We start from the raw sequence: 22,538 nt of genomic DNA, 5'->3' as shown, positions 1-22,538 counted from the left end.
TCACTCCATCATCTTCTCAATCGGCAGCACCAGAATGGAGCTGGCGCCGAGCGCTTTCAGTTTTTCCATCGTTTCCCAGAACAGGGTTTCGCTGCTGACCATGTGCATGGCTACGCGCTGTTGGTCACCTGCCAGTGGCAGAATGGTAGGGCGCTCAGCGCCTGGCAGCAGGGCGATGACTTCGTCCAGACGTTCGCTCGGCGCGTGCATCATGATGTATTTTGATTCACGTGCCTGAATAACCCCCTGAATACGGGTCAGCAGTTTGTCGATCAGTTGTTGCTTGGCTTCGGCCATTTCGCCGTCGCGCTGAATCAGGCAGGCTTTAGAGCGGTAAATCACTTCCACTTCACGTAGACCGTTGGCTTCAAGCGTGGCTCCGGTTGACACCAGATCGCAAATCGCATCAGCCAGACCTGCGCGGGGAGCGACTTCTACAGAGCCGTTTAACAGACAGGATTTAAACGACACTCCTTTTTGATCAAGATAACGTTTAAGCAGGTGTGGGTAAGAGGTAGCGATACGCTTACCGTTCAGCGCTGCCGGGCCATCCCAGGCTTCATCAACCGGGGTAGCCAGCGAAAGACGGCAACCGCCGAAGTCCAGACGACGCAGGGTAAAATAGCGCGGATCTTCACCCTGTGCCCGGCGGTTGAGCAGTTCCTCTTCGAGAACGTTTTCCCCGATGATGCCGAGATCAACGACGCCGTCCATCACCAGACCCGGGATATCGTCATCACGCACGCGCAGAATATCGATCGGCATATTCTCAGCCATCGCGATCAGGCGCTGGGTGTGAAGATTAATTTTAATGCCGCAACGGGCCAGCAATTCGCGTGAATCATCGCTTAAACGACCTGATTTCTGCATAGCTATGCGTAAACGGGTGTTATCTAACATTCTTTATTCCTCGTTATCCTGTCTGAATCAGTTTGGGTCACGCACAAAAAAAAGCCCCCGGAAGAAATCTTCCGGGGGCTTTCTCATACGCTCATGCACCGCTGGAAGATTTAAATGTCTCCCAGCACACATCGCCTGAAAGACTAGTCAGGATGATGGTGATGATGGTGTTTGAATTGAGCGCGTGTCATAAATTTTCTCGATGAATGTTTATTCATTTGATGTCTTTTAACCTAAACCACTTTAGCTACGGAAAGCAAGGGCTTTTTTTGATCATTAATTCATTTCATATTGATACTATGAATTGTCAGCCACTGTGGGCTAGCGTAGCCTTGCGTTATAGGCCAAAAGTCAGGAGAGAAGGCATGAAAAAGGTCGCAATTGTCGGTTTAGGTTGGTTAGGCATGCCGTTAGCTATGTCGCTGGCGGCGAGAGGCTGGCAGGTTACCGGCAGCAAAACCACATTGGATGGGGTGGAAGCGGCCCGCATGAGTGGTATAGAGAGCTACTCTCTGCGCCTGGAGCCTGAACTGGTCTGTGAGACAGACGATCTCGACGCACTGATGGGCGCCGACGCGCTGGTTATTACGCTACCTGCGCGCCGTAGCGGTCCGGGGGAGACATTTTACCTGCAGGCTATGCAGGAGCTGGTCGACAGTGCGCTGGCGTACCGTATCCCGCGGATTATTTTTACCAGTTCGACGTCGGTCTATGGCGATGCACAAGGCATCGTGAAAGAAGGGACTCCGCGTAACCCGGTCACGGCAAGTGGTCGTGTTTTGAAAGAACTTGAAGACTGGTTGCACAATTTACCCGGCACTTCGGTGGATATTTTGCGCCTGGCCGGACTTGTCGGCCCGGGAAGACATCCCGGTCGTTTTTTCGCTGGCAAGACGGCGCCAGATGGACACCATGGCGTCAATCTGGTGCATCTGGATGATGTGGTTGCCGCCATCTCTTTGCTGCTGCAAGCGCCAAAAGGGGGACACATCTATAATATATGTGCGCCTATGCATCCGGCGCGCAATGTGTTCTATCCACAGATGGCCCGCCAGTTGGGGATGGAGCCGCCGGAATTTCGTGGCAATGAGGATAACGGTAAAGGTAAAGTCATTGATGGCAACCGTATTTGTAACGAGCTTGGGTTTGAGTACCAGTATCCTGACCCGCTGGTGATGCCGATGGAGTGACAGACCAGCAGAGTGCCGCTGATACCGCCAGGGGGCGAGTATGAAACCACTGCTGGACGTTCTTATCATCCTCGATGCGTTGGAAAAAGAGGGCAGTTTCGCAGCGGCGTCGGCAAAATTGTTTAAGACGCCGTCTGCGCTTAGCTACACCGTCCATAAGCTGGAAAGCGATCTTAATATTCAGCTACTCGATCGCAGCGGACATCGGGCTAAGTTTACCCGTACCGGGCAGATGCTGCTGGAAAAGGGGCGGGAGGTGTTGCACACCGTCCGCGAACTTGAAAAGCAGGCGATTAAACTTCACGAAGGCTGGGAGAATGAACTGGTTATTGGCGTAGATGATACGTTTCCCTTTTCGCTGCTGGCCCCACTCATCGAATCTTTCTATCAACACCACAGTGTGACGCGCCTGAAATTTATCAATGGCGTGCTGGGCGGCTCCTGGGATGCCCTCACTCAGGGGCGGGCGGATATTATTGTCGGCGCCACGCATGAGCCGCCTGCCGCGAGCGAATTTGGCTTTGCGCAGCTAGGGGTTCTGGAGCAGGTGTTTGTGGTTGCGTCGCATCATCCGCTGGCGCAGGAACAGGAGCCGTTGAATCGTCGCACTATTCGGCGTTTTCGCGCGATTGTGGTGGGCGACAATGCACAGCATGCCAACGTCTCCGGCTCCCAGGTGCTTGACGATCAGGAAGCCATCACCGTTTTTGACTTCAAAACCAAGCTGGAACTGCAAATCAGTGGTCTGGGATGCGGCTATATTCCGCGCTACCTGGCACAGCGATTTCTGGAGAGTGGCGCTCTGATTGAGAAAAAGGTGGTCGCACAAATTATCTTTGAACCCGTGTGGATAGGTTGGAATGAACAGACTGCCGGGTTGGCCAGTGCCTGGTGGCGGGATGAGATTTTAGCAAATAGTGCTATTGCGGGGGTGTACGTTAAAACGGCTGCTGATAAATCAATCAGTTAAGAAAAAATATTCTTTTGTAGTAGCTTCAATCTCTTGTTATTTCTCTCCAAATTAGTGCAAAATACGCCGCTTGCAAAAAATGACATTAACCGACGTTTTAATACGCGTCGGTTATTTTTTTGCATCAAACCAATCATTCATAAAAGAGGCCGGGCTTCGTACCGGATAGATACTTACTTAAAAATCGACAGTTGTTGTCGCTGAGGATTAACAAAAAATGGGGCAATTTTTTGCTTACGCGACGGTTTTCGCCGTAATGGGGGATAACCATGTCGCATAATGCTACTCCAAACACCTCTCGCGTGGAATTACGTAAAACGCTTACGCTGGTTCCGGTTGTCATGATGGGCCTTGCCTATATGCAGCCGATGACGCTGTTCGATACATTCGGTATCGTATCAGGAATGACCGATGGTCACGTCCCGACAGCTTACGCCTTTGCACTGATCGCCATCCTCTTTACCGCACTGAGCTACGGTAAACTGGTGCGTCGCTATCCGTCTGCAGGCTCTGCCTACACTTATGCCCAGAAATCCATTAGCCCGACCGTTGGCTTTATGGTGGGTTGGTCATCACTGCTGGACTACCTGTTCGCACCGATGATCAACATTCTGTTGGCGAAAATTTATTTTGAAGCTCTGGTGCCGTCGATACCGTCATGGATATTCGTGGTGGCGCTGGTGGCCTTTATGACCGCCTTTAACCTGCGCAGCCTGAAATCTGTTGCGAATTTCAACACCGTTATCGTGTTGTTGCAGGTGGTGCTGATTGCAGTGATCCTCGGCATGGTCGTTTATGGCGTGTTCGAAGGGGAAGGTGCCGGTACGCTGGCGAGCAGCCGTCCGTTCTGGTCAGGTGATGCGCATGTGATCCCGATGATCACGGGAGCGACTATCCTGTGCTTCTCGTTCACCGGTTTTGACGGTATCAGCAACCTGTCTGAAGAAACCAAAGACGCTGAACGTGTGATCCCGCGAGCGATTTTCCTGACCGCGCTGATTGGTGGCCTGATCTTTATCGTCTCCACCTATCTGTTGCAGCTGTACTTCCCGGATATCTCACGCTTCAAGGATCCGGACGCTTCGCAGCCGGAAATCATGCTGTATGTCGCTGGTAAGTTCTTCCAGGTCGGCGCGCTGATTTTCTCTACCATTACCGTACTGGCGTCAGGTATGGCGGCGCATGCAGGCGTAGCGCGTCTGATGTATGTGATGGGGCGTGACGGTGTGTTCCCGAAAAGTTTCTTCGGTTATGTCCACCCGAAATGGCGTACTCCGTCCATGAACATCATTCTGGTTGGTGCGATTGCTCTGCTGGCAATTAACTTCGACCTGGTGATGGCGACGGCGCTGATTAACTTCGGTGCGCTGGTGGCGTTTACCTTCGTTAACCTGTCGGTGATTTCCCAGTTCTGGATCCGTGAGAAGCGTAACAAGACGCTGAAAGACCACTTCCAGTATCTGTTCCTGCCAATGTGCGGTGCGCTGACCGTTGGTGCGCTGTGGGTGAACCTGGAAGAGAGCTCAATGGTTCTGGGTCTGATCTGGGCCGCTATTGGTCTGATTTACCTGGCTTGCGTAACCAAAAGCTTCCGTAACCCGGTGCCACAGTACGACGAAGATATCGCGTAATAGCTGTATTTAGATAAAAAAACCGGAGACATGTTCTCCGGTTTTTTTATACGTGGGAGTTATACAATCTCTTGCGCATACTGCCAGAGTGACTTCAGCAGCATCAGTTTCTCTTTGTTATCTGCATATTGCTGGCTCAGCATCTGCAATTCATTGGCGTAATTTTGCAAAAACTCCGGCGTGAATATTTGACGACGATGGTCCAGCCAGCGCTGCTGTTCGGCTTCATCCAGCGTTCCGGGGAAGTTACGTGCGCGGTAGTTAAACAGCAGCTTTTCAATGCGCTTATCGACAAAGGAGATATCCAGCGCCGGTAAATTGCGCGGCTCAGTTTCCAGGACGATTTTCATTGCGGCACGGTCGGCATCGCTAAAAAAACCATTGTACAACTGTGCGTCTACGTTATCTGATGGCGTAAAGGGTTCCGCATCGGCGAAGATGGCCACCACTTTGTCGCGAACCTGCGGGTTTTCGCGCAGTATTTTGAGATTATCCAGACAATGCTGGCGGTTAATGCCAAGGCGATCGGCATCTTCCGGGCGCAAGGTATTCGCCTGTGCCAGTACCGGGCATTTGTTGATGTGCACCAGTTTAACCGGCACGGCTGGGTTATCTCCCAGATCAGCCTTAGCAGTGTAGAGCCGCTCACGCAGCGCGTCGCTGTCCAGTTCCAGCAGCGGTGAAATATCACCGGCTAAGTCGACCATAATCACCGCGTTGCGATTCTCAGGATGCCAGGCTAATGGCGCCACCCAACTGGTGTTGCCGCGCCATGCGCCGAACATCCCCGAAACATGGACCAGCGGCTTCATTTGCGGGACATCAATCAGTGCGGCCAGCTTGTGCTTATTGCGATGGCTGTAGAGATAATCAAACAGGCGCGGCTGGCGCGACTTCACTAATTGCGCCATGGCAATTGTGGCGTATACATCGGCCATCGCATCGTGGGCATTGGCATGTTCAATACCGTTGGCTTTGGTCAAATGCTCCAGGCGAAAGCTGGGTAAGCCGTCGTCGTTTTCCGGCCAGTTAATTCCTTCGGGACGCAGGGCATAACAGGCGCGCATCACATCCAGCAGATCCCAGCGTGAATTATCGTTCTGCCAGCTCCAGGCGTAGGGATCGTAGAAATTGCGATACAGGATGTTGCGCGTCACTTCATCATCGAAGCGCACGTTGTTATAGCCCAGGATACAGGTTTTCGGCACGGTGAACAGGGCGTGGATGCGCGCAGCAAAGGCGGCTTCATTTTCTCCTTTTTCACGCGCTTCCTGCGGTGTGATACCGGTTATCAGCACCGCCTCAGGCTGCGGCAGATAGTCGTCTGCGGGTTTGCAATAAAAGACTTCAGGTTCACCGATAATGTTGAAATCGCTATCCGTGCGGATAGCCGCAAATTGCGCGGGTCTGTCCAGCGCCGGATGGGTACCAAAGGTCTCGTAATCGTGAAAGAGAAAACCAGGTTGCTGCTTGCCGTCATTCATTGTTCAGTTATGTCCGGGATCAATTTAGCGCTCGTCCAAGAATACCAAAAAATAGCGAGGTAATCAGCAAAGCGATTATCAATGCTGAATGATGTACGCAATAAAATTGAGATGAACAGGCTTTAATAGAATTGATTAATAAATTTTGCACTGTTAAGGGAAATTACTGGAATAAATTTTCTGAAATCTATGAGCTGATAAATAATATAAATGAGAACCATTATTGTTATTTAGTGCTGATTTGTTGTGTTCTGGAAATTTTAAAATTCTTTTATAAACAATGGGTTTTTATTTTTGTGGTTAGCTGCTCTATATTCTAATGAAATGTGAGTGAGGTTAAAAATTAATAATTTAAACACCATATAATAATTGGATATATCTAATAACAGGAGGTTATATGAGCATTAGTCGGCGTAATTTTTTGCGAGGAGTGGGTATCGGTTGCTCGGCCTGCGCGATAGGCAGTTTTCCGCCTGGCGCACTGGCGCGAAATTCTCCAGAGAGCATTAAGGGGAAAACATCCCTGACGCCAAGCTTGTGCGAAATGTGTTCTTATCGTTGCCCAATACAGGCACAGGTAATTAATAACAAGACGGTTTTTATTCAGGGGAACCCTAATGCGACTCAACAGGGCACGCGTGTCTGCGCACGCGGAGGCAGTGGTGTTAGCCTGGTCAACGACCCGCACCGTATTGTTAAACCCATGAAACGCACAGGGCCTCGTGGCAGCGGAGAATGGCAGGTTATTAGTTGGGAACAGGCTTACAAAGAAATTGCCGAAAAAATGACGGCAATAAAAGCGCAGCATGGTCCTCAGGGGGTCGTATTCTCTTCCAAATCCGGTTCGCTTTCGGGTCATTTATTTCAGCTGGCAACGGCGTTTGGATCGCCAAACACCTTTACGCATGCGTCGACATGCCCTGCCGGAAAATCGATTGCCGCCAAAGTGATGATGGGCGGCGATTTGGCTATGGATATCGCCAATACCCGTTATATGGTCTCTTTTGGCCACAATCTCTATGAAGGTATTGAGGTTGCCGAAACGCATGAACTGATGACCGCGCAGGAAAAGGGCGCAAAAATGGTCAGCTTCGATCCCCGTTTGTCAGTCTTCTCCAGCAAGGCGGATGAATGGCATGCGCTCAAGCCGGGCGGCGACTTGCCGGTGTTAATGGCCATGTGTCACGTCATGATTAATGAACATCTGTATGACGCGGACTTCGTAGCGCGCTACACCACAGGGTTTGACCAACTGGCCGAAGCGGTACAAGAGACCACGCCGGAATGGGCGCAAAATCAAGCTGACGTGCCTGCTGATGTTATTGTTCGGGTCACCCGCGAAATGGCCGCCTGTGCGCCTCATGCTATCGTCAGCCCTGGCCATCGCGCGACGTTTTCGCAAGAAGAAATTGATATGCGGCGTATGATTTTCACCCTCAATGCGCTGCTGGGAAATATTGAGCGTGAAGGCGGCTTGTACCAGAAAAAAGCCGCGGCAACCTACAATAAGCTGGCCGGAGAGAAGGTCGCTCCGGTGCTGGCAAAACCTGATGCCAAATTGCCCAAGCCAACGGCGCAGCGCATCGATTTGGTTGCCCCACAATTCAAGTACATCGCGGCGGGCGGCGGCGTGGTGCAAAGCATCATCGATGCCGTGTTAAACCAGACGCCGTATCCGGTGAAGGGATGGATTATGTCCCGCCACAATCCTTTCCAAACCGTGACCTGTCGGCCTGATCTGGTCAAAACCGTCGAACAACTCGATCTGGTGGTCAGTTGCGATGTCTATTTAAGCGAAAGCGCGGCATATGCCGATTATCTGTTACCCGAATGCACCTACCTTGAACGCGATGAAGAAGTCTCTGACATGTCGGGCCTGAATCCGGCCTATGCCCTGCGCCAGCAGGTTGTAGAGCCGATTGGGGATGCGCGTCCGAGCTGGCAAATCTGGAAAGAGCTGGCCGTGCAGTTAGGCCTTGGGCAGTTCTACCCCTGGCAGGATATGCAGACGCGGCAGCTGTACCAGCTTAATGGCGATCATGCGCTTTCCGCTGAACTGCGTCAGAAAGGATATCGGGAGTGGGGTGTTCCGCTGCTGCTGCGGGAACCTGAAGCAGTGCGTCAGTTTGTGGCGCGTTATCCGGGCGCGGTGGCGGTTGACGGCGACGGTACCTATGGCGAGCAACTGCGCTTTAAATCCCCGTCTGGAAAAATTGAACTCTACTCTGAAGAGCTGGAAGCACTTTTGCCTGGCTACGGTATTCCGCGCGCCCGCAATTTTGCCCTCAAAGGCGACAATGAACTCTATTTTATTCAGGGAAAAGTTGCGGTGCATACCAACGGCGCGACGCAATATGTACCACTGCTGAGTGAGCTGATGTGGGATAACGCGGTGTGGATCCACCCGCAAACGGCCCGTGAAAAAGGCATCAAAAACGGCGATGAGATTTGGCTGGAAAATGCGACAGGTAAGGAAAAAGGCAAAGCGCTGGTTACTGCCGGAATACGACCCGATACGCTGTTCGTTTATATGGGATTTGGCGCCAAGGCTGGAGCCAAAACAGCGGCGACGACGCACGGTATTCACTGCGGTAATTTGCTTCCGCATGTTACCAGTCCGGTTTCCGGTACGGTGGTGCACACCGCTGGCGTCACGCTTCGTCGGGCATGAGAAAGGAGAACATCATGAATCAATCAACAAACCCTTATGTCATGCTGCATGACGAGAAACGCTGTATTGGCTGTCAGGCGTGTACGGTTGCCTGCAAGGTATTGAATGACGTGCCGGAGGGATTTAGTCGCCTACAAGTGCAGATCCGTTCACCCGAACATGAACCCGAGGTGCTGTCCCACTTCCAGTTTGTTCGCGTTTCCTGTCAGCATTGTGAAGATGCGCCGTGCGTCAGCGTCTGTCCTACCGGCGCTTCATTTCGTGACGAAAATGGCATTGTGCAAGTGGATAAGTCTCGCTGTATTGGCTGTGACTACTGCGTTGCCGCTTGCCCGTTCCATGTCCGCTACCTCAACCCACAAACGGGGATTGCCGACAAATGTAACTTCTGCGCCGATACTCGCCTGGAGGTCGGACAATCGCCAGCCTGCGTTTCCGTTTGTCCGACGGATGCGCTGAAATTTGGTCGTCGCGATGACCCGGAAATTCAGCACTGGATTAATCAAAAAGAGGTTTATCGCCAGCAAGATACGCGTAGCGGCCCGGTAAGTGTCTATCGGCGTAAAGAGATCCATCAGGAGGGTAATGTATGAATTCTATCTGGGGAGCAGAGCTTCACTATGCGCCGGACTACTGGCCACTGTGGCTCATTTATGCAGGCGTCGTTATTGTGCTGATGATTGCGGGTCTGGTCACGCACGCGCTGTTACGTCGGATGCTGGCGCCCAAAACGGCAACCGGCGAAGAGCATCGGGACTACCTTTATTCGCTGGCGGTCCGCCGCTGGCACTGGGGTAATGCGCTGCTCTTTATCCTGCTTCTGCTGAGCGGCCTGTTTGGCCACTTTTCTGTCGGACCGGTGGCCTTAATGGTGCAGGTACATACCTGGTGTGGCTTCGCATTGCTGGCCTTCTGGATTGGCTTTGTGTTAATAAACGCAACCAGCGGCAACGGCTGCCATTATCGCGTGAAATTTAGCGGGTTGATATCACGCTGCCTGCTGCAAACACGCTTTTATCTGTATGGCATTATGAAAGGTGAGCCGCACCCGTTTGCCGCAACGGCAGAGGACAAATTTAACCCGCTGCAACAGCTGGCCTACCTGGCCATCATGTACGCACTGGTTCCACTACTGATCATCACCGGGTTGCTATGTCTCTACCCGCAGGTGGTAGGAGCGGGGCCGGTGATGCTGGTGCTGCATATGGCATTAGCGATTGTGGGCTTACTGTTCATCTGCGCGCATATTTACCTGTGCACGCTGGGTGACACACCGGGGCAAATTTTTCGCAGTATGATCGATGGTTATCACCGCCATCGCAGTCATCACGCAGAGACCGCGCCGCGTAAAGGGTAGTTCCGGCGAGATTTGTCTCTGAACCCCTTTCCTGATAGCAAGAAAATGTGCCTTATGTCACATTTTCTTGCAATTTATCCATGTTTGTTCGACAGAACTTCCGTAAAAAGAACGGCTATTTCTCCCTTTCCTGAGGACATGCTGTTGAAACGCCGTTTGTTTATTGCCGCTTCACTATTAACGATGAGTTTTTCGCCCGCCTACGCGAGCGATGCCGTGAGCTTCGCCCCACAACCTCCTTCGATTACTGCCGGGGCATGGGTGTTAATGGATTACACCACGGGTCAAATCCTGACAGCCGGTAATGAACACCAGCAGCGCAATCCTGCCAGCCTGACGAAACTGATGACTGGCTATGTTGTCGATCGCGCAATTGACAGCAAGCGTATTAGTCCGACAGATATTGTGACCGTCGGGCGCGATGCATGGGCAAAAGATAATCCGGTATTTGTCGGTTCATCCTTGATGTTCCTGAAAGAAGGGGATCGCGTTTCGGTACGCGACCTCAGCCGTGGGTTAATTGTTGATTCCGGTAATGATGCCTGCGTGGCACTGGCGGATTACATCGCCGGAGGGCAGCCGCAGTTTGTCGCGATGATGAACAACTATGCGCAAAAACTGAACCTGCAGGACACCCATTTTGAAACGGTACATGGTCTGGATGCGCCGGGTCAGCATAGCTCCGCGTACGACCTGGCCGTGCTGTCCCGCGCTATCATCCACGGAGAACCGGATTTCTACCATATGTACAGTGAGAAAAGCCTTACCTGGAACGGCATCACACAGCAAAACCGTAACGGTTTGTTGTGGGATAAAACCATGAACGTAGATGGCCTGAAGACAGGACATACGTCTGGTGCCGGATTTAACCTGATTGCTTCCGCCGTCGATGGTCAGCGCCGCCTGATTGCGGTGGTGATGGGCGCGGAGAGTGCGAAAGGGCGCGAAGATCAGGCGCGTAAACTGCTGCAATGGGGGCAACACAACTTCGATACAGTGCAGGTTTTGCGTAGCGGTAAGCAGGTTGGCACTGAACGGATCTGGTATGGCGATAAAGAAAAAATCAGCCTCGGAACCGAGCAGGATTTCTGGATGGCCCTGCCTAAAGCAGAAGTCCCTAACATCAAAGCAAAATATGTCCTTGATAAGAAAGAGCTGGTTGCTCCCATCGCTGCGCATCAACGTGTGGGGGAAATTGAACTCTACGATCGGGATAAGCTGGTGGCGCATTGGCCTCTGGTTACGCTGGAATCCGTCGGCGAAGGCGGCGTTTTTTCGCGCCTGAGCGATTATTTCCACCACAAGGCGTAGTTTTTCCTGATGTGTCTGACTGGCAAGAGTGCGAATCTGCTCACATAATAATCACTATTTCCTTGTGGCCGACATAGCCAGAAATTACACTGTATATAAATACAGTGTAACAGTGGAGGTTGTATGGAGTACGAGATAAAGCTGGTCGAAAAACGCATGATTGCCGGTTTCCATATGGTTGGACCGTGGGAACAAACGGTGAAGCAGGGGTTTGAGCAATTAATGAAGTGGGTCGACGGTAAACAGATTGTGCCGTTGGAATGGATTGCTGTTTATTACGACAACCCTGATGTTGTTCCTGCGGAAAAATTGCGCTGTGATACCGTGGTTTCTGTGCCTGAAGGTTTTGAAATCCCGGAAAACAGCGAAGGGGTGATCCTCACCGAACTGGCGGGTGGCGACTATGCTGTCGCCGTTGCGCGCGTTGAGAATCACGATTTTGCGACGCCTTGGTATCAGTTCTTCGAGCGCCTGTTGCAGGATACGACTTATGCGATAGCCGCTAAACCCTGCTTTGAAGTTTATATGAACAATGGCATGGAGGACGGTTACTGGGACATTGAAATGTACGTGCCAGTGCAGACGAAGTAACTGTTTGGGGTGTAAATCAGGATGATGTTTTCACGCTAAAAACAGGTACAATTCGCTTCTTTGCTATTCCCTGACGGAGTGCATGAGTGCGTGCAGACAAATCGCTGAGTCCTTTTGAAATTCGTTTGTATCGTCATTATCGTGTGGTGCATGGTATTCGCATTGCGCTGGCGTTTCTCCTTACTTTTCTGTTGGTACGCCTGTTAAACATTCCCGAAGGTACATGGCCTCTGATCACGCTGGTGGTGATTATGGGGCCAATATCTTTTTGGGGTAACGTTGTTCCCAGGGCCTTTGAACGTATAGGCGGCACGATCCTGGGCTCGGTCCTGGGACTGGTTGCCCTGCGTCTGGAACTCTTCTCGCTGCCGTTAATGATGATATGGTGCGCGGTAGCGATGTTTCTCTGCGGCTGGCTGGCGCTGGGGAAAAGGCCGTACCAGGCGCTGCTGATTGGCATAACGCTTGCCGTGGTCGTGGGTGCGCCTGCCGGAGATATGAATACCGCGTTATGGCGCGGTGGTGATGTTATTCTGGGGTCGTTACTGGCGATGCTGTTTACCGGCATCTGGCCGCAGCGGGCATTTATACACTGGCGTATCCAACTGGCGCATTGCGTCACGGGGTACAATCGGGTGTATCAGGCCGCGCTATCCCCCAATCTGCTCGAGCAACCGCGGCTGGAAAAGCATTTACAACAACTGTTGAGCGACGTTGTCAAAATGCGTGGGCTCATCGCTCCTGCCAGCAAGGAAACCCGCATTCAAAAGTCGATCTTTGAGGCTATTCAGACGGTGAATCGCAATCTGGTCTGCATGCTCGAGCTGCAAATTAATGCGCTGTGGGCCAGCCGTACCAGCCACTTTGTCATGTTGAATGCGCATACTCTGCGTGAAACTCAGCTCAGGACCCAGCAGGCACTACTGACAATAACCCACGCCTTGTATGAAGGTAATCCGCAGCCGGTGCTTGCCAATACGGAAAAGCTCAATGACACCGTGGCAGAGCTGCGTCAGCTTATTGCTGAGCATAAAGGCGATAATGTCGCAGAAACGCCCATTCACGGCTACGTTTGGTTGAACATGGAGATGGCTCGACAACTGGAGTTACTCTCACATTTAATCTGTCGCGCACTGCGCAAATAAAGAGCAGATGAGGGGATTGGTTCTACTGCTGCTTCGATTCAGCAAAGATTAGAGGTATGATACTGAAAAAGGCTAAAACCATTGGTAACTGCAATGGCTTTACCCTCGATAACTCAGGTTTCAACCATGCATTGTCGATGCAGATGCAACTTGAAGTATGGCGGGCATGAAAGTAATGTTGACCCACTTTAGCCGTTGTTTTAACGAATCCGAATCTCACATTATCAGGGGTGTAAAAATGGAAACTACCAAGCCTTCTTTCCAGGACGTGCTGGAATTTGTTCGTCTGTTCCGTCGTAAAAACAAACTGCAACGTGAAATCCAGGACGTTGAGAAAAAGATCCGTGACAACCAGAAACGCGTTCTGCTGTTGGACAACCTGAGCGACTACATCAAGCCTGGTATGAGCGTGGAGGCGATTCAGGGCATCATTGCCAGCATGAAAAGCGATTATGAAGATCGTGTTGATGACTACATCATCAAAAACGCCGAGATCTCTAAAGAACGCCGCGATATCTCTAAAAAGCTGAAAGCCATGGGCGAAGTGAAAAACGGCGAAGCGAAAGCCGAGTAACGATTTTATGCTTGTCCGGGTCGCTGCCGTGCGGCGACCCTTATTGTAGTTCGACCCCGCCCGTCACCATGCGTAACAAATGCTGTTCTGGCCAGTGAATCGTAAGTTTTTTCTGCGTCAGCATCCATTTAATGTAATCCACATCATGACGATTTCTGTCCAGCATCAGTCCGACTACGCTGCCGCTGTGCGCGACGTTGACGCCGTATAAATCACATTCTTCCACCAGTGCTAATAGTGAATCAAAATCCGGCTTTGGTAACAGCAATTGGCTGGCGATTGCGCTAAGCGTAGCCGCTTCTCCCAACCGGTAAGGATTTTGACTAATACAGGCTTCCTGTACTTTTTCCCATGCCCGTTTGAGGGCCGCAGCTCCCGCCTGCAAGCCGGAATGACGTGGAATACGGTGATAATCCGCGGTACGCAATGTTTCAGGGCTTTCGAGAACCAGCAGGTCGAGTTGAGGCTGAGCTTCACAACCAATTTGCGTGGAGGCGTTGTTATGATCGAAAAGAGTAAGCTTACGAAAAACGGTGCTGTCGGTTGGCTCCAGAGAAACGCAAAGCTGTGCCAGTGTTGGCTCGTCCAGTTGATGACCCAGATAATGCGCTGCGGCGATGGCCGTGGCGGCAATATCCGCAGTGCTGCTGGCCATTCCTTTCGCGATGGGAATGGTTGACTGAACATCTATCCGGATATCCTGACTGAGATGCGCCGGGTACTGCCAGTGCTGTAATAACCTGTCAACCATTGCCCGAGAAAGTGGACGTTCATCTGTCAGCGGTGAACCTGAAGTGACCTCAACGGTGCTATACCATTCGACCGGGCAGGAGACCAGTTTCTCACTGCCCAGAATCCAGCCCTGGATAAGTTCTCCGCACGATGCGGGACATTGCGCAACAGCCACGTCTTCACCTTTGTGTTCAGCAATCCTCGGCGCATAGTGTCATGGCGATCGCGCTATTACCATGATTTGCCGCAATTTGCGGTGCGGCAATATCAGGCGGGAATGCCCAATGTCACAGTTTCTGATATCGCTAAACGCATAACGTCCTGGGCTATCATCAGCTCTTCATTGGTATTAATCACCGCCACTTTAACTACCGCATTTTCCGTCTGAATAAAGGTGGCGTTACGCTGATTTTTTTCTTCATCAACGGCCAGACCTAAGAAATTCAGGTTGTGGCAAATCGCGGCGCGAGCACGCGCTGAATTTTCACCAATTCCCCCGGTAAACACCAGCGCATCCAGACCACCCATCTGCATAATATAACTGCCAATAGTGGCGCGAATCCGCTCGGCAAAAAGCGTCAATGCCAGTGCAGCCTGGTGATTGCCCGTATCTGCGGCATGTTCAACATCCCGGTAGTCGGGTGAAACACCAGAAACTCCGAGTAATCCGGACTCATTGTTGAGCAATTGGTTGAGCTGCTGCGGGGTTTTGCCTTCACGCAGGGCAATCCACGGTAGAATGGATGGATCAATATCGCCACTTCGCGTGCCCATCATTACGCCAGACTGCGGCGTAAAACCCATGGAGGTATTCACCGAGTGTCCGCCTTTGATAGCGCAGATGCTGCTGCCGTTGCCCAGATGACAACAAACAACCCGCAGGGCGCTGAGCGGCACGCCCAGCTTTTCAGCAAGCTGAGCGCTGACATATTTGTGGCTGGTACCATGAAAACCATAACGACGAATACCGAGCTCTGAGTAGTAGCGCCAGGGCAGGGGATAGATGAAAGAAGGCTCATCAAGGGTCTGATGAAAAGCCGTGTCAAAAACCGCAACGGCTGGCGTTTTCGGCATTAGCTGGCGAAATATCGCAATCCCCAAGGCATTAACCGGGTTATGAAGCGGTGCCAGTTCCGCAAGGCGTTCGATTTCCGCCAGTGTATCATCGGTTACCCGTGCGGAATCTTTGAAGGATTCTCCACCGTGTGCGACGCGATGGCCTACGCCGTCGATCTCTTCCAGACTGCTGATAATATTGTGGCTGAGCAGTTTTTCCAGTAGCAGCGTTACTGCTTCACGGTGATCGGCTACGGGCAAAGTCTCCTGCCATTTTTGCGCTGGTGCTTTTAGGGTGACCTGCGCATCAGACATACCGATACGCTCGATCAGTCCCTGGCAAATCATTTCACCCTGCGGCATCGCCAGAAGCTGAAACTTAAGCGAGGAACTGCCTGCATTAATGGCCATTATTTTGTGAGACATGAAGGTTCCTTTGCATTCAGAAAAATGAACATCTCATCGACCCCGGTATTCTCCAGCGCGCTGGTGACAAATACTTTTTGCGCGCCAGCCTGAACTAACCAACTCTCCACGAGAGAAATACGCTGCGGGCTGGCTAAATCGGCTTTGGTGACGAGGCCGATAACGGGTCGGTTCATCGGGCCAGTAAAACCTGGAGAAAAAGGTGACCACAGCGCGTCAGCATTGAGAACCAGCGCGATGATGTCTGCTTCACAGGCGCTGGCCAGCAGCGCGCTGTACAGGCAGCGGTTTTCGAGATATTCACCCGGTGTGTCTATCGTTGTGGGAGACCAGACAATGGCCTGGGTCTTCTGATAGTGAAGCGCCTCTCCCCGCATGCACTGCGTGAGTGACGTTTTACCGCACTGGCTGGGGCCAATTAGCATTATGCGTTTCATGAGATTATGTCCGGGTGATAGGACAGGCGGTAAAACGCATCATTTCGCCCAGCGTCCGGGTTACCTGTTTCAGCGCGTACTCAACGGCGGAAACATCGCCCGTCAGTACCACGGCGCCGGTAAAACGGTCGAGAAAACCAATCTCTACCGCCCCGGATTTCGTGGCGATATCACAGGCGATGATTGAGGCTTCGCTGGGGGTAATCGTCAGAATACCGATTGCGGAAACCGACTCTGGTAATCCCAGTTTCTTGAACAAATCCTTACCCGGATTAGCGATAAGATGCGCCAGCGTAACCTGCTTGCCAGGAACATATTCCTGAACCATACGATCCGTGGTGGGTTGTCTTTCCATTATCCCTCCACCATCTGTCGCCACATGCTTTCATGCGGACGAGGGATGACCGAACGGTAAACCAACAGGCCTTTTTCACCCGCACTTTCACTGGCAACTGTCACTGCGTTATTCACATCAGACACATCGCCAGCGACAACCATGTAGCACTTGCCACCGATACCAAATGCCATATGGACGCGTACCAGCGTGACATTGGAGGCTTTAACCGCACGGTCGGCGGCACAGATGCAGGCCGCAACGCTCCATGTTTCAACAATGCCCACGGCCTGACGCTTATCCACGCTGTTAAGTCCACTGATCGCAGGAAGTACGCTGGCGTGAATGTTGGGTAGTATCAGACTATCAACGAGCATATCGCCAGCAAGAGAAGTTCCGGTGGCGATCGCCTGTTGTACTGCGCCTACGTCACCACCGAGCATAAGCAGAAATTTGCCCGGGCAGATGGTCTTGCTGACCAGTAAATTCACATTCGCGCTTTTTAACATGGCATCGCCAGCTTCCATTCCTTTGGCAATGCTGGTGAGTTCTAAAATCCCTATAGCCTGAGACATGATTAACCTCTTATTACCGTGATGGATTGCTCAGTAATTTCGCTGACAATACCGTCAATACTGGCGTGGACAGGTGCGCCTAATGCACCGGACGGCACATCGGCAACGCATTGACCGCGAACAACGTGTTCGCCCTGCAGTACACATGGGATGGCGCTGGCACCAATATGCTGGCGTAGCAACAGCGTCGTTTTATCCGTGGGATAATCAGTCTCAGTCAGTGGCGCATCGTGATACCAGTCGCTAAGGCCCAGTTTGGTAATAAGGCGCTTCACCGGAATAAGCCGATACTTCGCCATTTCATCCTCAGGATTTAACGGCCCTTCATAACGATGGTTGAGCGCCCGTAGCTCGCGTTTAAGCATGCGGTTGATTCGCATCGGTGAAATCCCAACCGGACAGGCTACGCTTTCACATACATTGCATTCTGAACAGGTCAGGGCTGTGAGCAGTAACTGCGGTGTGGCCGTCTGCTGATAATTAACCGCGCGAACCAGCAGGTGCGGCGATAATTCATGGCCGATCAAATGTCTTGGGCACAAATCCGTACACAGACGACACTGCTCGCAAACGGTTTTTGCGACGGAAAGCACGGTGCGTTCATCCTGCATCCGCCGCTGAATCAACGCATGAGACTTTGGTAAAACCAGCAGTCCCCCGGTGGTCTTGCTGACAGGGGTATCCAGTGAGGTAATCAGGCCGCCCATCATCGGACCACCGTTAATAAAACCGGGATCGTCAACGGTAGCACCACCTGCCAACGCCAGAACCTCACGTAAAGACATTCCGATAGGGACGGTCATAGTGATTGGTCTGGCGACCGCGCCGTTAACGGTCAGGGTACGACGCGTAACCGGGTATTGCTGCTCAACGGCTCTGGCGATGTTGAGTACAGTCTGGACGTTATTGACCACCACGCCGACGCTGACCGGCAGCGCGGCAGGCGGAACTCTCCGGCCCGTTGCCATCCAGATGGTCAAAACCTCGTCACCAGCCGGGTAGACATCAGGCAAAATATGTAAGCGGATCCCGGCAGGCAGAAGGGGCGTTAACGCATTGATAGCCTTTTGATATTTCTCTTTGAGCGCAATAATACCGGCCCTGGCCCCGGTAGCCGTCATGGCATATTGAACGCCACGGATAAGTCGCTCAGCCTGAACGGCCATCAATTGCTGGTCAACTTTCAGCATCGGTTCACATTCAGCCGCATTGACCAGAAACGTATCGACCTGCGCCTGTAATTTTACGTGAGCAGGAAAGCCTGCGCCTCCGGCCCCGACAACACCCGCTGCGCGAACGCGTTCGCGAATTGTCTGCGCATCATAAAGCGTGGACTCTGCCGTCATGGCTGTCTTCATAATAATTCCTCAAGCAGTTCCTGCATGGCGCTGGCGTCGGCAACACGAGGATTGGTTTGCAGCGTGACATCAGCCAGCGCGGCCTGAACCATCGACGGTATACGTTGTGACCAGGCTTGCTTTCCGTCTTTAAGCGCGTCAGCAAAAGAAGGTAACGCACACTGTTTTTTGAGTAGCTCTGTATGACGAATTAGCGCATTCAGTGCCGCCGTATCGTTCGCGTTATCCGGGCATAGGTGGCAGGCTTTAGCGAAACGGGCATAGCGCTTCGCAGCCCGCGGATCGCGGGCATTAAAATGAATGACATGGGTCAGCAGCAGCGCATTGGCAAGTCCGTGGGGCAGATGAAACTGGCCGCCCAACTGATGGGCAATCGCATGATTGATACCCAGACCAGCCTGACTGAATGCCATTCCCGCGAGTGTTGACGCGTTGTGCATTTTTCCTCTGGTTGCCAGGCAGTCGCCTTTGCTGACGGCGACAGGCAGGTACTGGAAGACGATTTGTGCCGCTTTTTCAGCCAGCGCATCGGTGAAGTCGCTGGCCTTCGTGGATACGTAAGCCTCCAGCGCATGCGTTAATACGTCCATGCCGGTATTCGCGGTTATGGCTGGTGGAACGCTGACGACCAGCGTCGGATCAAGGATGGCCATGTCCGGATAAAGCGCATTATTAAATAATGGATACTTAATGCCTTTATCCGGATCGCTAATCACGCAGGCGCTGGTCACCTCCGATCCCGTGCCGCTGGTGGTGGGAATTGCAACGCAGGTTTCAATCTCAATACCGAACTGTCGGCTGAACCAGACGATGGCTTTTGCGGCGTCCAGTGCAGATCCACCGCCAAAACCAATGACGACGTCCGGTCGTAGGGACTGCATTTGCGCAATCCCTTGTACTACCGTGCTAATGGTGGGATCGGGGGTGATATCGCTGAAAATGCTGATGCGGTTATCCGCTGGCAGCGCGTCGCGCAGCTTTTCAATCAGGGGAGAACGCGCGAGAAAACCATCGCAGATAATCCAGATATGCTTATTCGTGAAGCGCTTAAGCACATCCAGGCTTCCCTGGCCGCTGTACAATCGAGTTTGCAGTGAAAAGCTTTTCATAACGGCCCCATTAGCGAATAGAAAAACCGTTTGTCAGCACGCAACGACGAGAGCGTGCGAAAGTGCGTGCAGATGTCGTTCCTTCACCGGTCGGCGTTGCGATGGTGAAGGTGGTAAAGCCTTCACCACTAACGCCAATCCCAGCATAAGAGGGGCCATTTTTCACAAAAATGGAGGTCTGAAGCGTGCGCGCGGCAAGGTTCAGACGTGACACATTTTGCGAATGCATAATGGCGGTGTGATGCAATCCCTCTTCAACCTTCAGGGCCAACGTTAACGCGCTGTCAAAATCGCTCACCGTTACGATGGGGAGCATTGGCATCAGTTGCTCGCTGGTAACCCATGGGTCGTCAGCCTTGACGATACCTATCAGTAATCGAGGTGCTTTTGCCGGAACCGGTATTCCCGCGGCTTCCAGTAAGGTTGCCGGGCTTTTCCCTACCAGTTGTTTATTGGCTATTCCTTCTGGCAGACAAACTGCGCGCAGTTTGTCTATCTCTTCGCTATTGAGTCGCATCGCGCCAAAAGACTGCATTTGTTGAACCAGTCGTTCGGCAACGGCATCAACAACAATCAGACTCTTCTCAGCAATGCAGGGGAGGTTGTAATCAAAGGATGCGCCATTGATGATATCTTCCGCCGCCTTAACCAGGTCGGCTGTTTCATCAACAATGCAGGGAGGATTGCCTGCGCCTGCGCCAATGACTTTTTTCCCGCTTTTCATGCCCATAGCAACAATGCCTGGACCACCGGTAATCGCCAGAACTGCGATTTTAGGGTGCGCCATCATCTGCTGGGTAGCCTCAAAAGTGGGTTCTGTGACCGTGACGACAAGATTCCGAATCCCGCAGCAGCGAAAAGCAATATCTTCAATCATGGTAATCAGCTTCAGTGAGACCGCTTTTGCACCTGGATGTGGGCTAAAATAAACGCTATTTCCCGCAGCCAGCATACTGATGCTGTTGTTAATAATGGTTTCCGTCGGGTTGGTGCTGGGGGCGACGGAACCAATCACGCCAAAGGGTGAATACTCGAATAACACCATGCCGCCGTCGCCGGTAAGCGCCGTGGTGGTGAGATCTTCGATACCCGGGGTATTGTCCAACGCAGCTTTATTTTTAAGGAACTTATCCTCTTTGTTGCCCATTCCCGTTTCGGCAGCGCTTTCAGCAGCCAATGAAGCAAGGTGAGGCGTCAGCTCTTCTCGCAGGGCGTTAATGATGGCGCTGCGGGTTTTCAATGGACATTGCTGATAACGCAGAAAAGCCTGATGAGCGGCATCGATCGCTTCGCTAACGGACGGAAAAATTCCATTACCCTTAACTTCTGCTTTTGCCGGGGCAAGTTGCTCACTCAAAATGTTACGAATAAGGGTTTCAAGTTCTGAAGTGTTCATTGATGTGTTCTCACGTTAATTGCCGCAATGGCCGTTTCTGCAATGTCCATATCCTGCTCAACGCTTCCCCCGCTGATGCCAAGACCCCCAAGGAGTAACCCCTCACGCCATAATGCGTACCCGCCACCGAAGGTGACGACTTTTCCCTGCATATGGCTTTCCAGACCGTAAAGCGCGGCGCCTGGCTGCACTGCCGATGTCAGCTCATGCGTGGCGGTTTTCATTGCCACGGCGGTCCAGGCTTTTTTCGGTGCCAGTTCGCTACTGACGAGTAATGCGTCAGGCATGCGCCAGGTCACCGTTTGGGTCCCATTCGCATCAACAATGCTGATGACGACCGGAACCTGAAGTTCTTCTGCTCTCGTTACCGCAGCGCGAGTGAGTTGGTGGAGTTCCTGAAAAGACAGAGACATAGCCGGCTCCCTGGTGGCTGATGTACGGATGGCTGCGAGATAACGCTCCGCCACTTTCTGAATAATGTTGTTTTGATGGGCGTCATGATCTTCTGCTCGTGCAAGCGCATATAAGCAGTCGGAGAGGCGATTGATATAACGCATCAGCACGTGTCTGACGGAAATCTCGGTGGAGAGTTCGACCAGTCGCCTCTCTGCGCGGCGGGCCAGCGTGCGGGCAAAGTGCAGACGGCTGGCGGCTTCGCTGCGGCCAGGTAAAATAAAGCTGCGTAGGGGGGGCACTCTCCCCATCGCGGTATCAATGGCGGCCTCCAGCGCGGCAATTTCTTCTGAGCTGATGTAGCGCTGCTCTGGCGCTGGCTGTTCGCTTTCGCTTGCCAGCTCGGCGCTGAACCAAAAAAGCTGCAGTTGAATGTTTTCGAGTAACTGGCGGTGCTGCGGGTTTTTCGCTGCGCAAACACACAGGCTAAGCGCCGCATTAAGTTCGTCCAGCGTACCGTAAGCCTCGACGCGCGGGTGCGTTTTGCTCACGCGTTGCCCGGTAAAGAGGGCCGTTGTGCCGGCATCGCCAGTGCGGGTATAAATCGCCATAGTTCCTCCTAACGAGAAAGCGTGTCGACAATGCCGACGATAGCCAGATCGATGGCCTCATTAGGGCCGGAAAAAACGTGTCTGGCGCTAGAGCCACTGCTGAGTAATACCAGTTCTCCAGTTCCAGCGCCGACAGAATCAACCGCGACTTCATCTCCACTCACAGGGGACGCGGGAAGTTCTCCGTCCGCACTCACCCGACGTACCAGCAACAGTTTCTTCCCCACCAGTGATGGGGATTTTTGCGTGGAAACCACAACGCCTGTAACCCGTGCCAGATGCATAGC

The 22,538-nt window shown here is 52.4% G+C and carries 23 protein-coding genes, 1 pseudogene and 1 other annotated feature; of the genes and pseudogenes, 11 read left to right on the top strand and 13 right to left on the bottom strand.

From position 1 onward, the window contains the following. A complete protein-coding gene (hisG, locus tag WC7_RS11375; RefSeq protein ID WP_003834191.1) occupies positions 1-900 on the bottom strand; it encodes an ATP phosphoribosyltransferase in 900 nt (299 codons plus the stop codon). 45 nt (positions 901-945) lie between these two features. Then, positions 946-1,068: a sequence feature (His leader region), on the bottom strand. Then, positions 1,044-1,091 (bottom strand): his operon leader peptide, encoded by a 48-nt coding sequence (hisL, locus tag WC7_RS26725; RefSeq protein WP_100250077.1) that lies wholly within the window; start codon positions 1,089-1,091, stop codon positions 1,044-1,046. Its footprint overlaps the feature before it by 25 nt. Before the next feature lie 174 nt (positions 1,092-1,265). On the opposite strand from hisL, the gene WC7_RS11380 reads away from it, so the two are divergent. From WC7_RS11380 to plaP, 4 genes and pseudogenes are all read left to right on the top strand, one after another. After that, positions 1,266-2,090 (top strand): SDR family oxidoreductase, encoded by an 825-nt coding sequence (locus WC7_RS11380; protein WP_016153553.1) that lies wholly within the window; start codon positions 1,266-1,268, stop codon positions 2,088-2,090. A gap of 40 nt (positions 2,091-2,130) precedes the next feature. Then, positions 2,131-3,115: pseudogene (locus WC7_RS11385) on the top strand (LysR substrate-binding domain-containing protein). A gap of 162 nt (positions 3,116-3,277) precedes the next feature. Further along, positions 3,278-3,340 carry a membrane protein YoeI gene (gene yoeI / locus WC7_RS27335; protein ID WP_099045591.1) on the top strand — a complete coding sequence of 21 codons (63 nt, stop codon included), beginning with the start codon at positions 3,278-3,280 and terminating at the stop codon, positions 3,338-3,340. Then, positions 3,330-4,691 (top strand): putrescine/proton symporter PlaP, encoded by a 1,362-nt coding sequence (gene plaP / locus WC7_RS11390; RefSeq protein ID WP_016153551.1) that lies wholly within the window; start codon positions 3,330-3,332, stop codon positions 4,689-4,691. The genes yoeI and plaP overlap by 11 nt, the downstream gene beginning before the upstream one ends. Before the next feature lie 59 nt (positions 4,692-4,750). Here plaP and sbcB read toward each other — a convergent pair whose 3' ends face one another. Further along, positions 4,751-6,175: an exodeoxyribonuclease I gene (gene sbcB / locus WC7_RS11395; RefSeq protein ID WP_016153550.1), complete on the bottom strand. Its 1,425-nt coding sequence runs from the start codon at positions 6,173-6,175 to the stop codon at positions 4,751-4,753. Between the two features lie 397 nt (positions 6,176-6,572). On the opposite strand from sbcB, the gene phsA reads away from it, so the two are divergent. The 7 genes from phsA (at position 6,573) to WC7_RS11430 (ending at position 13,824) form a co-directional block, all read left to right on the top strand. Further along, positions 6,573-8,846 (top strand): thiosulfate reductase PhsA, encoded by a 2,274-nt coding sequence (phsA, locus tag WC7_RS11400; RefSeq protein ID WP_016153549.1) that lies wholly within the window; start codon positions 6,573-6,575, stop codon positions 8,844-8,846. A gap of 14 nt (positions 8,847-8,860) precedes the next feature. After that, positions 8,861-9,439, top strand: coding sequence for a thiosulfate reductase electron transport protein PhsB (gene phsB / locus WC7_RS11405; protein WP_016153548.1), 579 nt, complete (start codon positions 8,861-8,863; stop codon positions 9,437-9,439). Continuing rightward, the gene (gene phsC / locus WC7_RS11410) at positions 9,436-10,203 is read left to right on the top strand and encodes a thiosulfate reductase cytochrome B subunit (protein ID WP_016153547.1); all 768 of its coding nucleotides are present in this window, start codon (positions 9,436-9,438) and stop codon (positions 10,201-10,203) included. The genes phsB and phsC overlap by 4 nt, the downstream gene beginning before the upstream one ends. Positions 10,204-10,341: 138 nt before the next feature. Then, on the top strand, positions 10,342-11,514 hold the full coding sequence (dacD, locus tag WC7_RS11415; protein WP_032947109.1) for a serine-type D-Ala-D-Ala carboxypeptidase DacD: 1,173 nt from the start codon (positions 10,342-10,344) through the stop codon (positions 11,512-11,514). A 123-nt stretch (positions 11,515-11,637) separates the two neighbouring features. Then, the gene (gene sbmC / locus WC7_RS11420; protein ID WP_016153545.1) at positions 11,638-12,105 is read left to right on the top strand and encodes a DNA gyrase inhibitor SbmC; all 468 of its coding nucleotides are present in this window, start codon (positions 11,638-11,640) and stop codon (positions 12,103-12,105) included. A gap of 86 nt (positions 12,106-12,191) precedes the next feature. Beyond that, a complete protein-coding gene (locus WC7_RS11425) occupies positions 12,192-13,250 on the top strand; it encodes an FUSC family protein (protein ID WP_016153544.1) in 1,059 nt (352 codons plus the stop codon). A gap of 238 nt (positions 13,251-13,488) precedes the next feature. Continuing rightward, positions 13,489-13,824 (top strand): DUF496 family protein, encoded by a 336-nt coding sequence (locus tag WC7_RS11430; RefSeq protein WP_003834176.1) that lies wholly within the window; start codon positions 13,489-13,491, stop codon positions 13,822-13,824. Between the two features lie 40 nt (positions 13,825-13,864). On the opposite strand, the gene WC7_RS11435 is transcribed toward WC7_RS11430, so the two are convergent. The 10 genes from WC7_RS11435 to WC7_RS11480 form a co-directional block, all read right to left on the bottom strand. Then, positions 13,865-14,731, bottom strand: a complete 867-nt coding sequence (locus WC7_RS11435; RefSeq protein WP_016153543.1) for a GHMP family kinase ATP-binding protein — start codon at positions 14,729-14,731, stop codon at positions 13,865-13,867. A 92-nt stretch (positions 14,732-14,823) separates the two neighbouring features. Continuing rightward, positions 14,824-16,038, bottom strand: a complete 1,215-nt coding sequence (locus tag WC7_RS11440; RefSeq protein WP_016153542.1) for an acetate/propionate family kinase — start codon at positions 16,036-16,038, stop codon at positions 14,824-14,826. Next, positions 16,023-16,475, bottom strand: coding sequence for a propanediol utilization protein PduV (gene pduV / locus WC7_RS11445; RefSeq protein ID WP_016153541.1), 453 nt, complete (start codon positions 16,473-16,475; stop codon positions 16,023-16,025). Before pduV ends, WC7_RS11440 begins: the two co-directional genes overlap by 16 nt. Positions 16,476-16,479: 4 nt before the next feature. Next, a complete protein-coding gene (pduU, locus tag WC7_RS11450) occupies positions 16,480-16,830 on the bottom strand; it encodes a propanediol utilization microcompartment protein PduU (protein ID WP_016153540.1) in 351 nt (116 codons plus the stop codon). Beyond that, positions 16,830-17,384 carry a propanediol utilization microcompartment protein PduT gene (gene pduT, locus WC7_RS11455; protein ID WP_016153539.1) on the bottom strand — a complete coding sequence of 185 codons (555 nt, stop codon included), beginning with the start codon at positions 17,382-17,384 and terminating at the stop codon, positions 16,830-16,832. The genes pduU and pduT overlap by 1 nt, the downstream gene beginning before the upstream one ends. Positions 17,385-17,386: 2 nt before the next feature. Continuing rightward, complete coding sequence (gene pduS, locus WC7_RS11460; RefSeq protein ID WP_016153538.1) at positions 17,387-18,742, bottom strand: cobalamin reductase PduS; 1,356 nt, start codon at positions 18,740-18,742, stop codon at positions 17,387-17,389. Continuing rightward, entirely contained in the window at positions 18,739-19,851 is a 1,113-nt protein-coding gene (locus WC7_RS11465; RefSeq protein ID WP_016153537.1) for a 1-propanol dehydrogenase PduQ, read from the bottom strand. Before WC7_RS11465 ends, pduS begins: the two co-directional genes overlap by 4 nt. Positions 19,852-19,861: 10 nt before the next feature. Further along, positions 19,862-21,247 carry a CoA-acylating propionaldehyde dehydrogenase PduP gene (pduP, locus tag WC7_RS11470; protein ID WP_016153536.1) on the bottom strand — a complete coding sequence of 462 codons (1,386 nt, stop codon included), beginning with the start codon at positions 21,245-21,247 and terminating at the stop codon, positions 19,862-19,864. Beyond that, positions 21,244-22,251 carry a two-domain cob(I)yrinic acid a,c-diamide adenosyltransferase PduO gene (gene pduO, locus WC7_RS11475; protein WP_016153535.1) on the bottom strand — a complete coding sequence of 336 codons (1,008 nt, stop codon included), beginning with the start codon at positions 22,249-22,251 and terminating at the stop codon, positions 21,244-21,246. The genes pduP and pduO overlap by 4 nt, the downstream gene beginning before the upstream one ends. A gap of 8 nt (positions 22,252-22,259) precedes the next feature. After that, positions 22,260-22,535: a EutN/CcmL family microcompartment protein gene (locus WC7_RS11480; RefSeq protein WP_003030211.1), complete on the bottom strand. Its 276-nt coding sequence runs from the start codon at positions 22,533-22,535 to the stop codon at positions 22,260-22,262. Positions 22,536-22,538 lie beyond the last annotated feature (3 nt).

It is taken from the genome of Citrobacter sp. KTE151, from assembly GCF_000398845.1.
GTDB classification, from domain to species: Bacteria; Pseudomonadota; Gammaproteobacteria; order Enterobacterales; family Enterobacteriaceae; genus Citrobacter; species Citrobacter braakii.
Note: the sequence above shows the minus strand (reverse complement) of the source record. Positions and strands in the feature narration are given on the sequence as shown.

Excerpts from the sequence above, each read along its gene's own strand:
- hisG (WP_003834191.1), bottom strand. The coding sequence starts at position 900 with ATGTTAGATAACACCCGTTTACGCATAGCTATGCAGAAATCAGGTCGT.
- WC7_RS11380 (WP_016153553.1), top strand. The coding sequence starts at position 1,266 with ATGAAAAAGGTCGCAATTGTCGGTTTAGGTTGGTTAGGCATGCCGTTA.
- plaP (WP_016153551.1), top strand. The coding sequence starts at position 3,330 with ATGTCGCATAATGCTACTCCAAACACCTCTCGCGTGGAATTACGTAAA.
- sbcB (WP_016153550.1), bottom strand. The coding sequence starts at position 6,175 with ATGAATGACGGCAAGCAGCAACCTGGTTTTCTCTTTCACGATTACGAG.
- phsA (WP_016153549.1), top strand. The coding sequence starts at position 6,573 with ATGAGCATTAGTCGGCGTAATTTTTTGCGAGGAGTGGGTATCGGTTGC.
- phsB (WP_016153548.1), top strand. The coding sequence starts at position 8,861 with ATGAATCAATCAACAAACCCTTATGTCATGCTGCATGACGAGAAACGC.
- phsC (WP_016153547.1), top strand. The coding sequence starts at position 9,436 with ATGAATTCTATCTGGGGAGCAGAGCTTCACTATGCGCCGGACTACTGG.
- dacD (WP_032947109.1), top strand. The coding sequence starts at position 10,342 with ATGCTGTTGAAACGCCGTTTGTTTATTGCCGCTTCACTATTAACGATG.
- sbmC (WP_016153545.1), top strand. The coding sequence starts at position 11,638 with ATGGAGTACGAGATAAAGCTGGTCGAAAAACGCATGATTGCCGGTTTC.
- WC7_RS11430 (WP_003834176.1), top strand. The coding sequence starts at position 13,489 with ATGGAAACTACCAAGCCTTCTTTCCAGGACGTGCTGGAATTTGTTCGT.
- WC7_RS11440 (WP_016153542.1), bottom strand. The coding sequence starts at position 16,038 with ATGTCTCACAAAATAATGGCCATTAATGCAGGCAGTTCCTCGCTTAAG.
- pduV (WP_016153541.1), bottom strand. The coding sequence starts at position 16,475 with ATGAAACGCATAATGCTAATTGGCCCCAGCCAGTGCGGTAAAACGTCA.
- pduU (WP_016153540.1), bottom strand. The coding sequence starts at position 16,830 with ATGGAAAGACAACCCACCACGGATCGTATGGTTCAGGAATATGTTCCT.
- pduT (WP_016153539.1), bottom strand. The coding sequence starts at position 17,384 with ATGTCTCAGGCTATAGGGATTTTAGAACTCACCAGCATTGCCAAAGGA.
- pduS (WP_016153538.1), bottom strand. The coding sequence starts at position 18,742 with ATGAAGACAGCCATGACGGCAGAGTCCACGCTTTATGATGCGCAGACA.
- WC7_RS11465 (WP_016153537.1), bottom strand. The coding sequence starts at position 19,851 with ATGAAAAGCTTTTCACTGCAAACTCGATTGTACAGCGGCCAGGGAAGC.
- pduP (WP_016153536.1), bottom strand. The coding sequence starts at position 21,247 with ATGAACACTTCAGAACTTGAAACCCTTATTCGTAACATTTTGAGTGAG.
- pduO (WP_016153535.1), bottom strand. The coding sequence starts at position 22,251 with ATGGCGATTTATACCCGCACTGGCGATGCCGGCACAACGGCCCTCTTT.
- WC7_RS11480 (WP_003030211.1), bottom strand. The coding sequence starts at position 22,535 with ATGCATCTGGCACGGGTTACAGGCGTTGTGGTTTCCACGCAAAAATCC.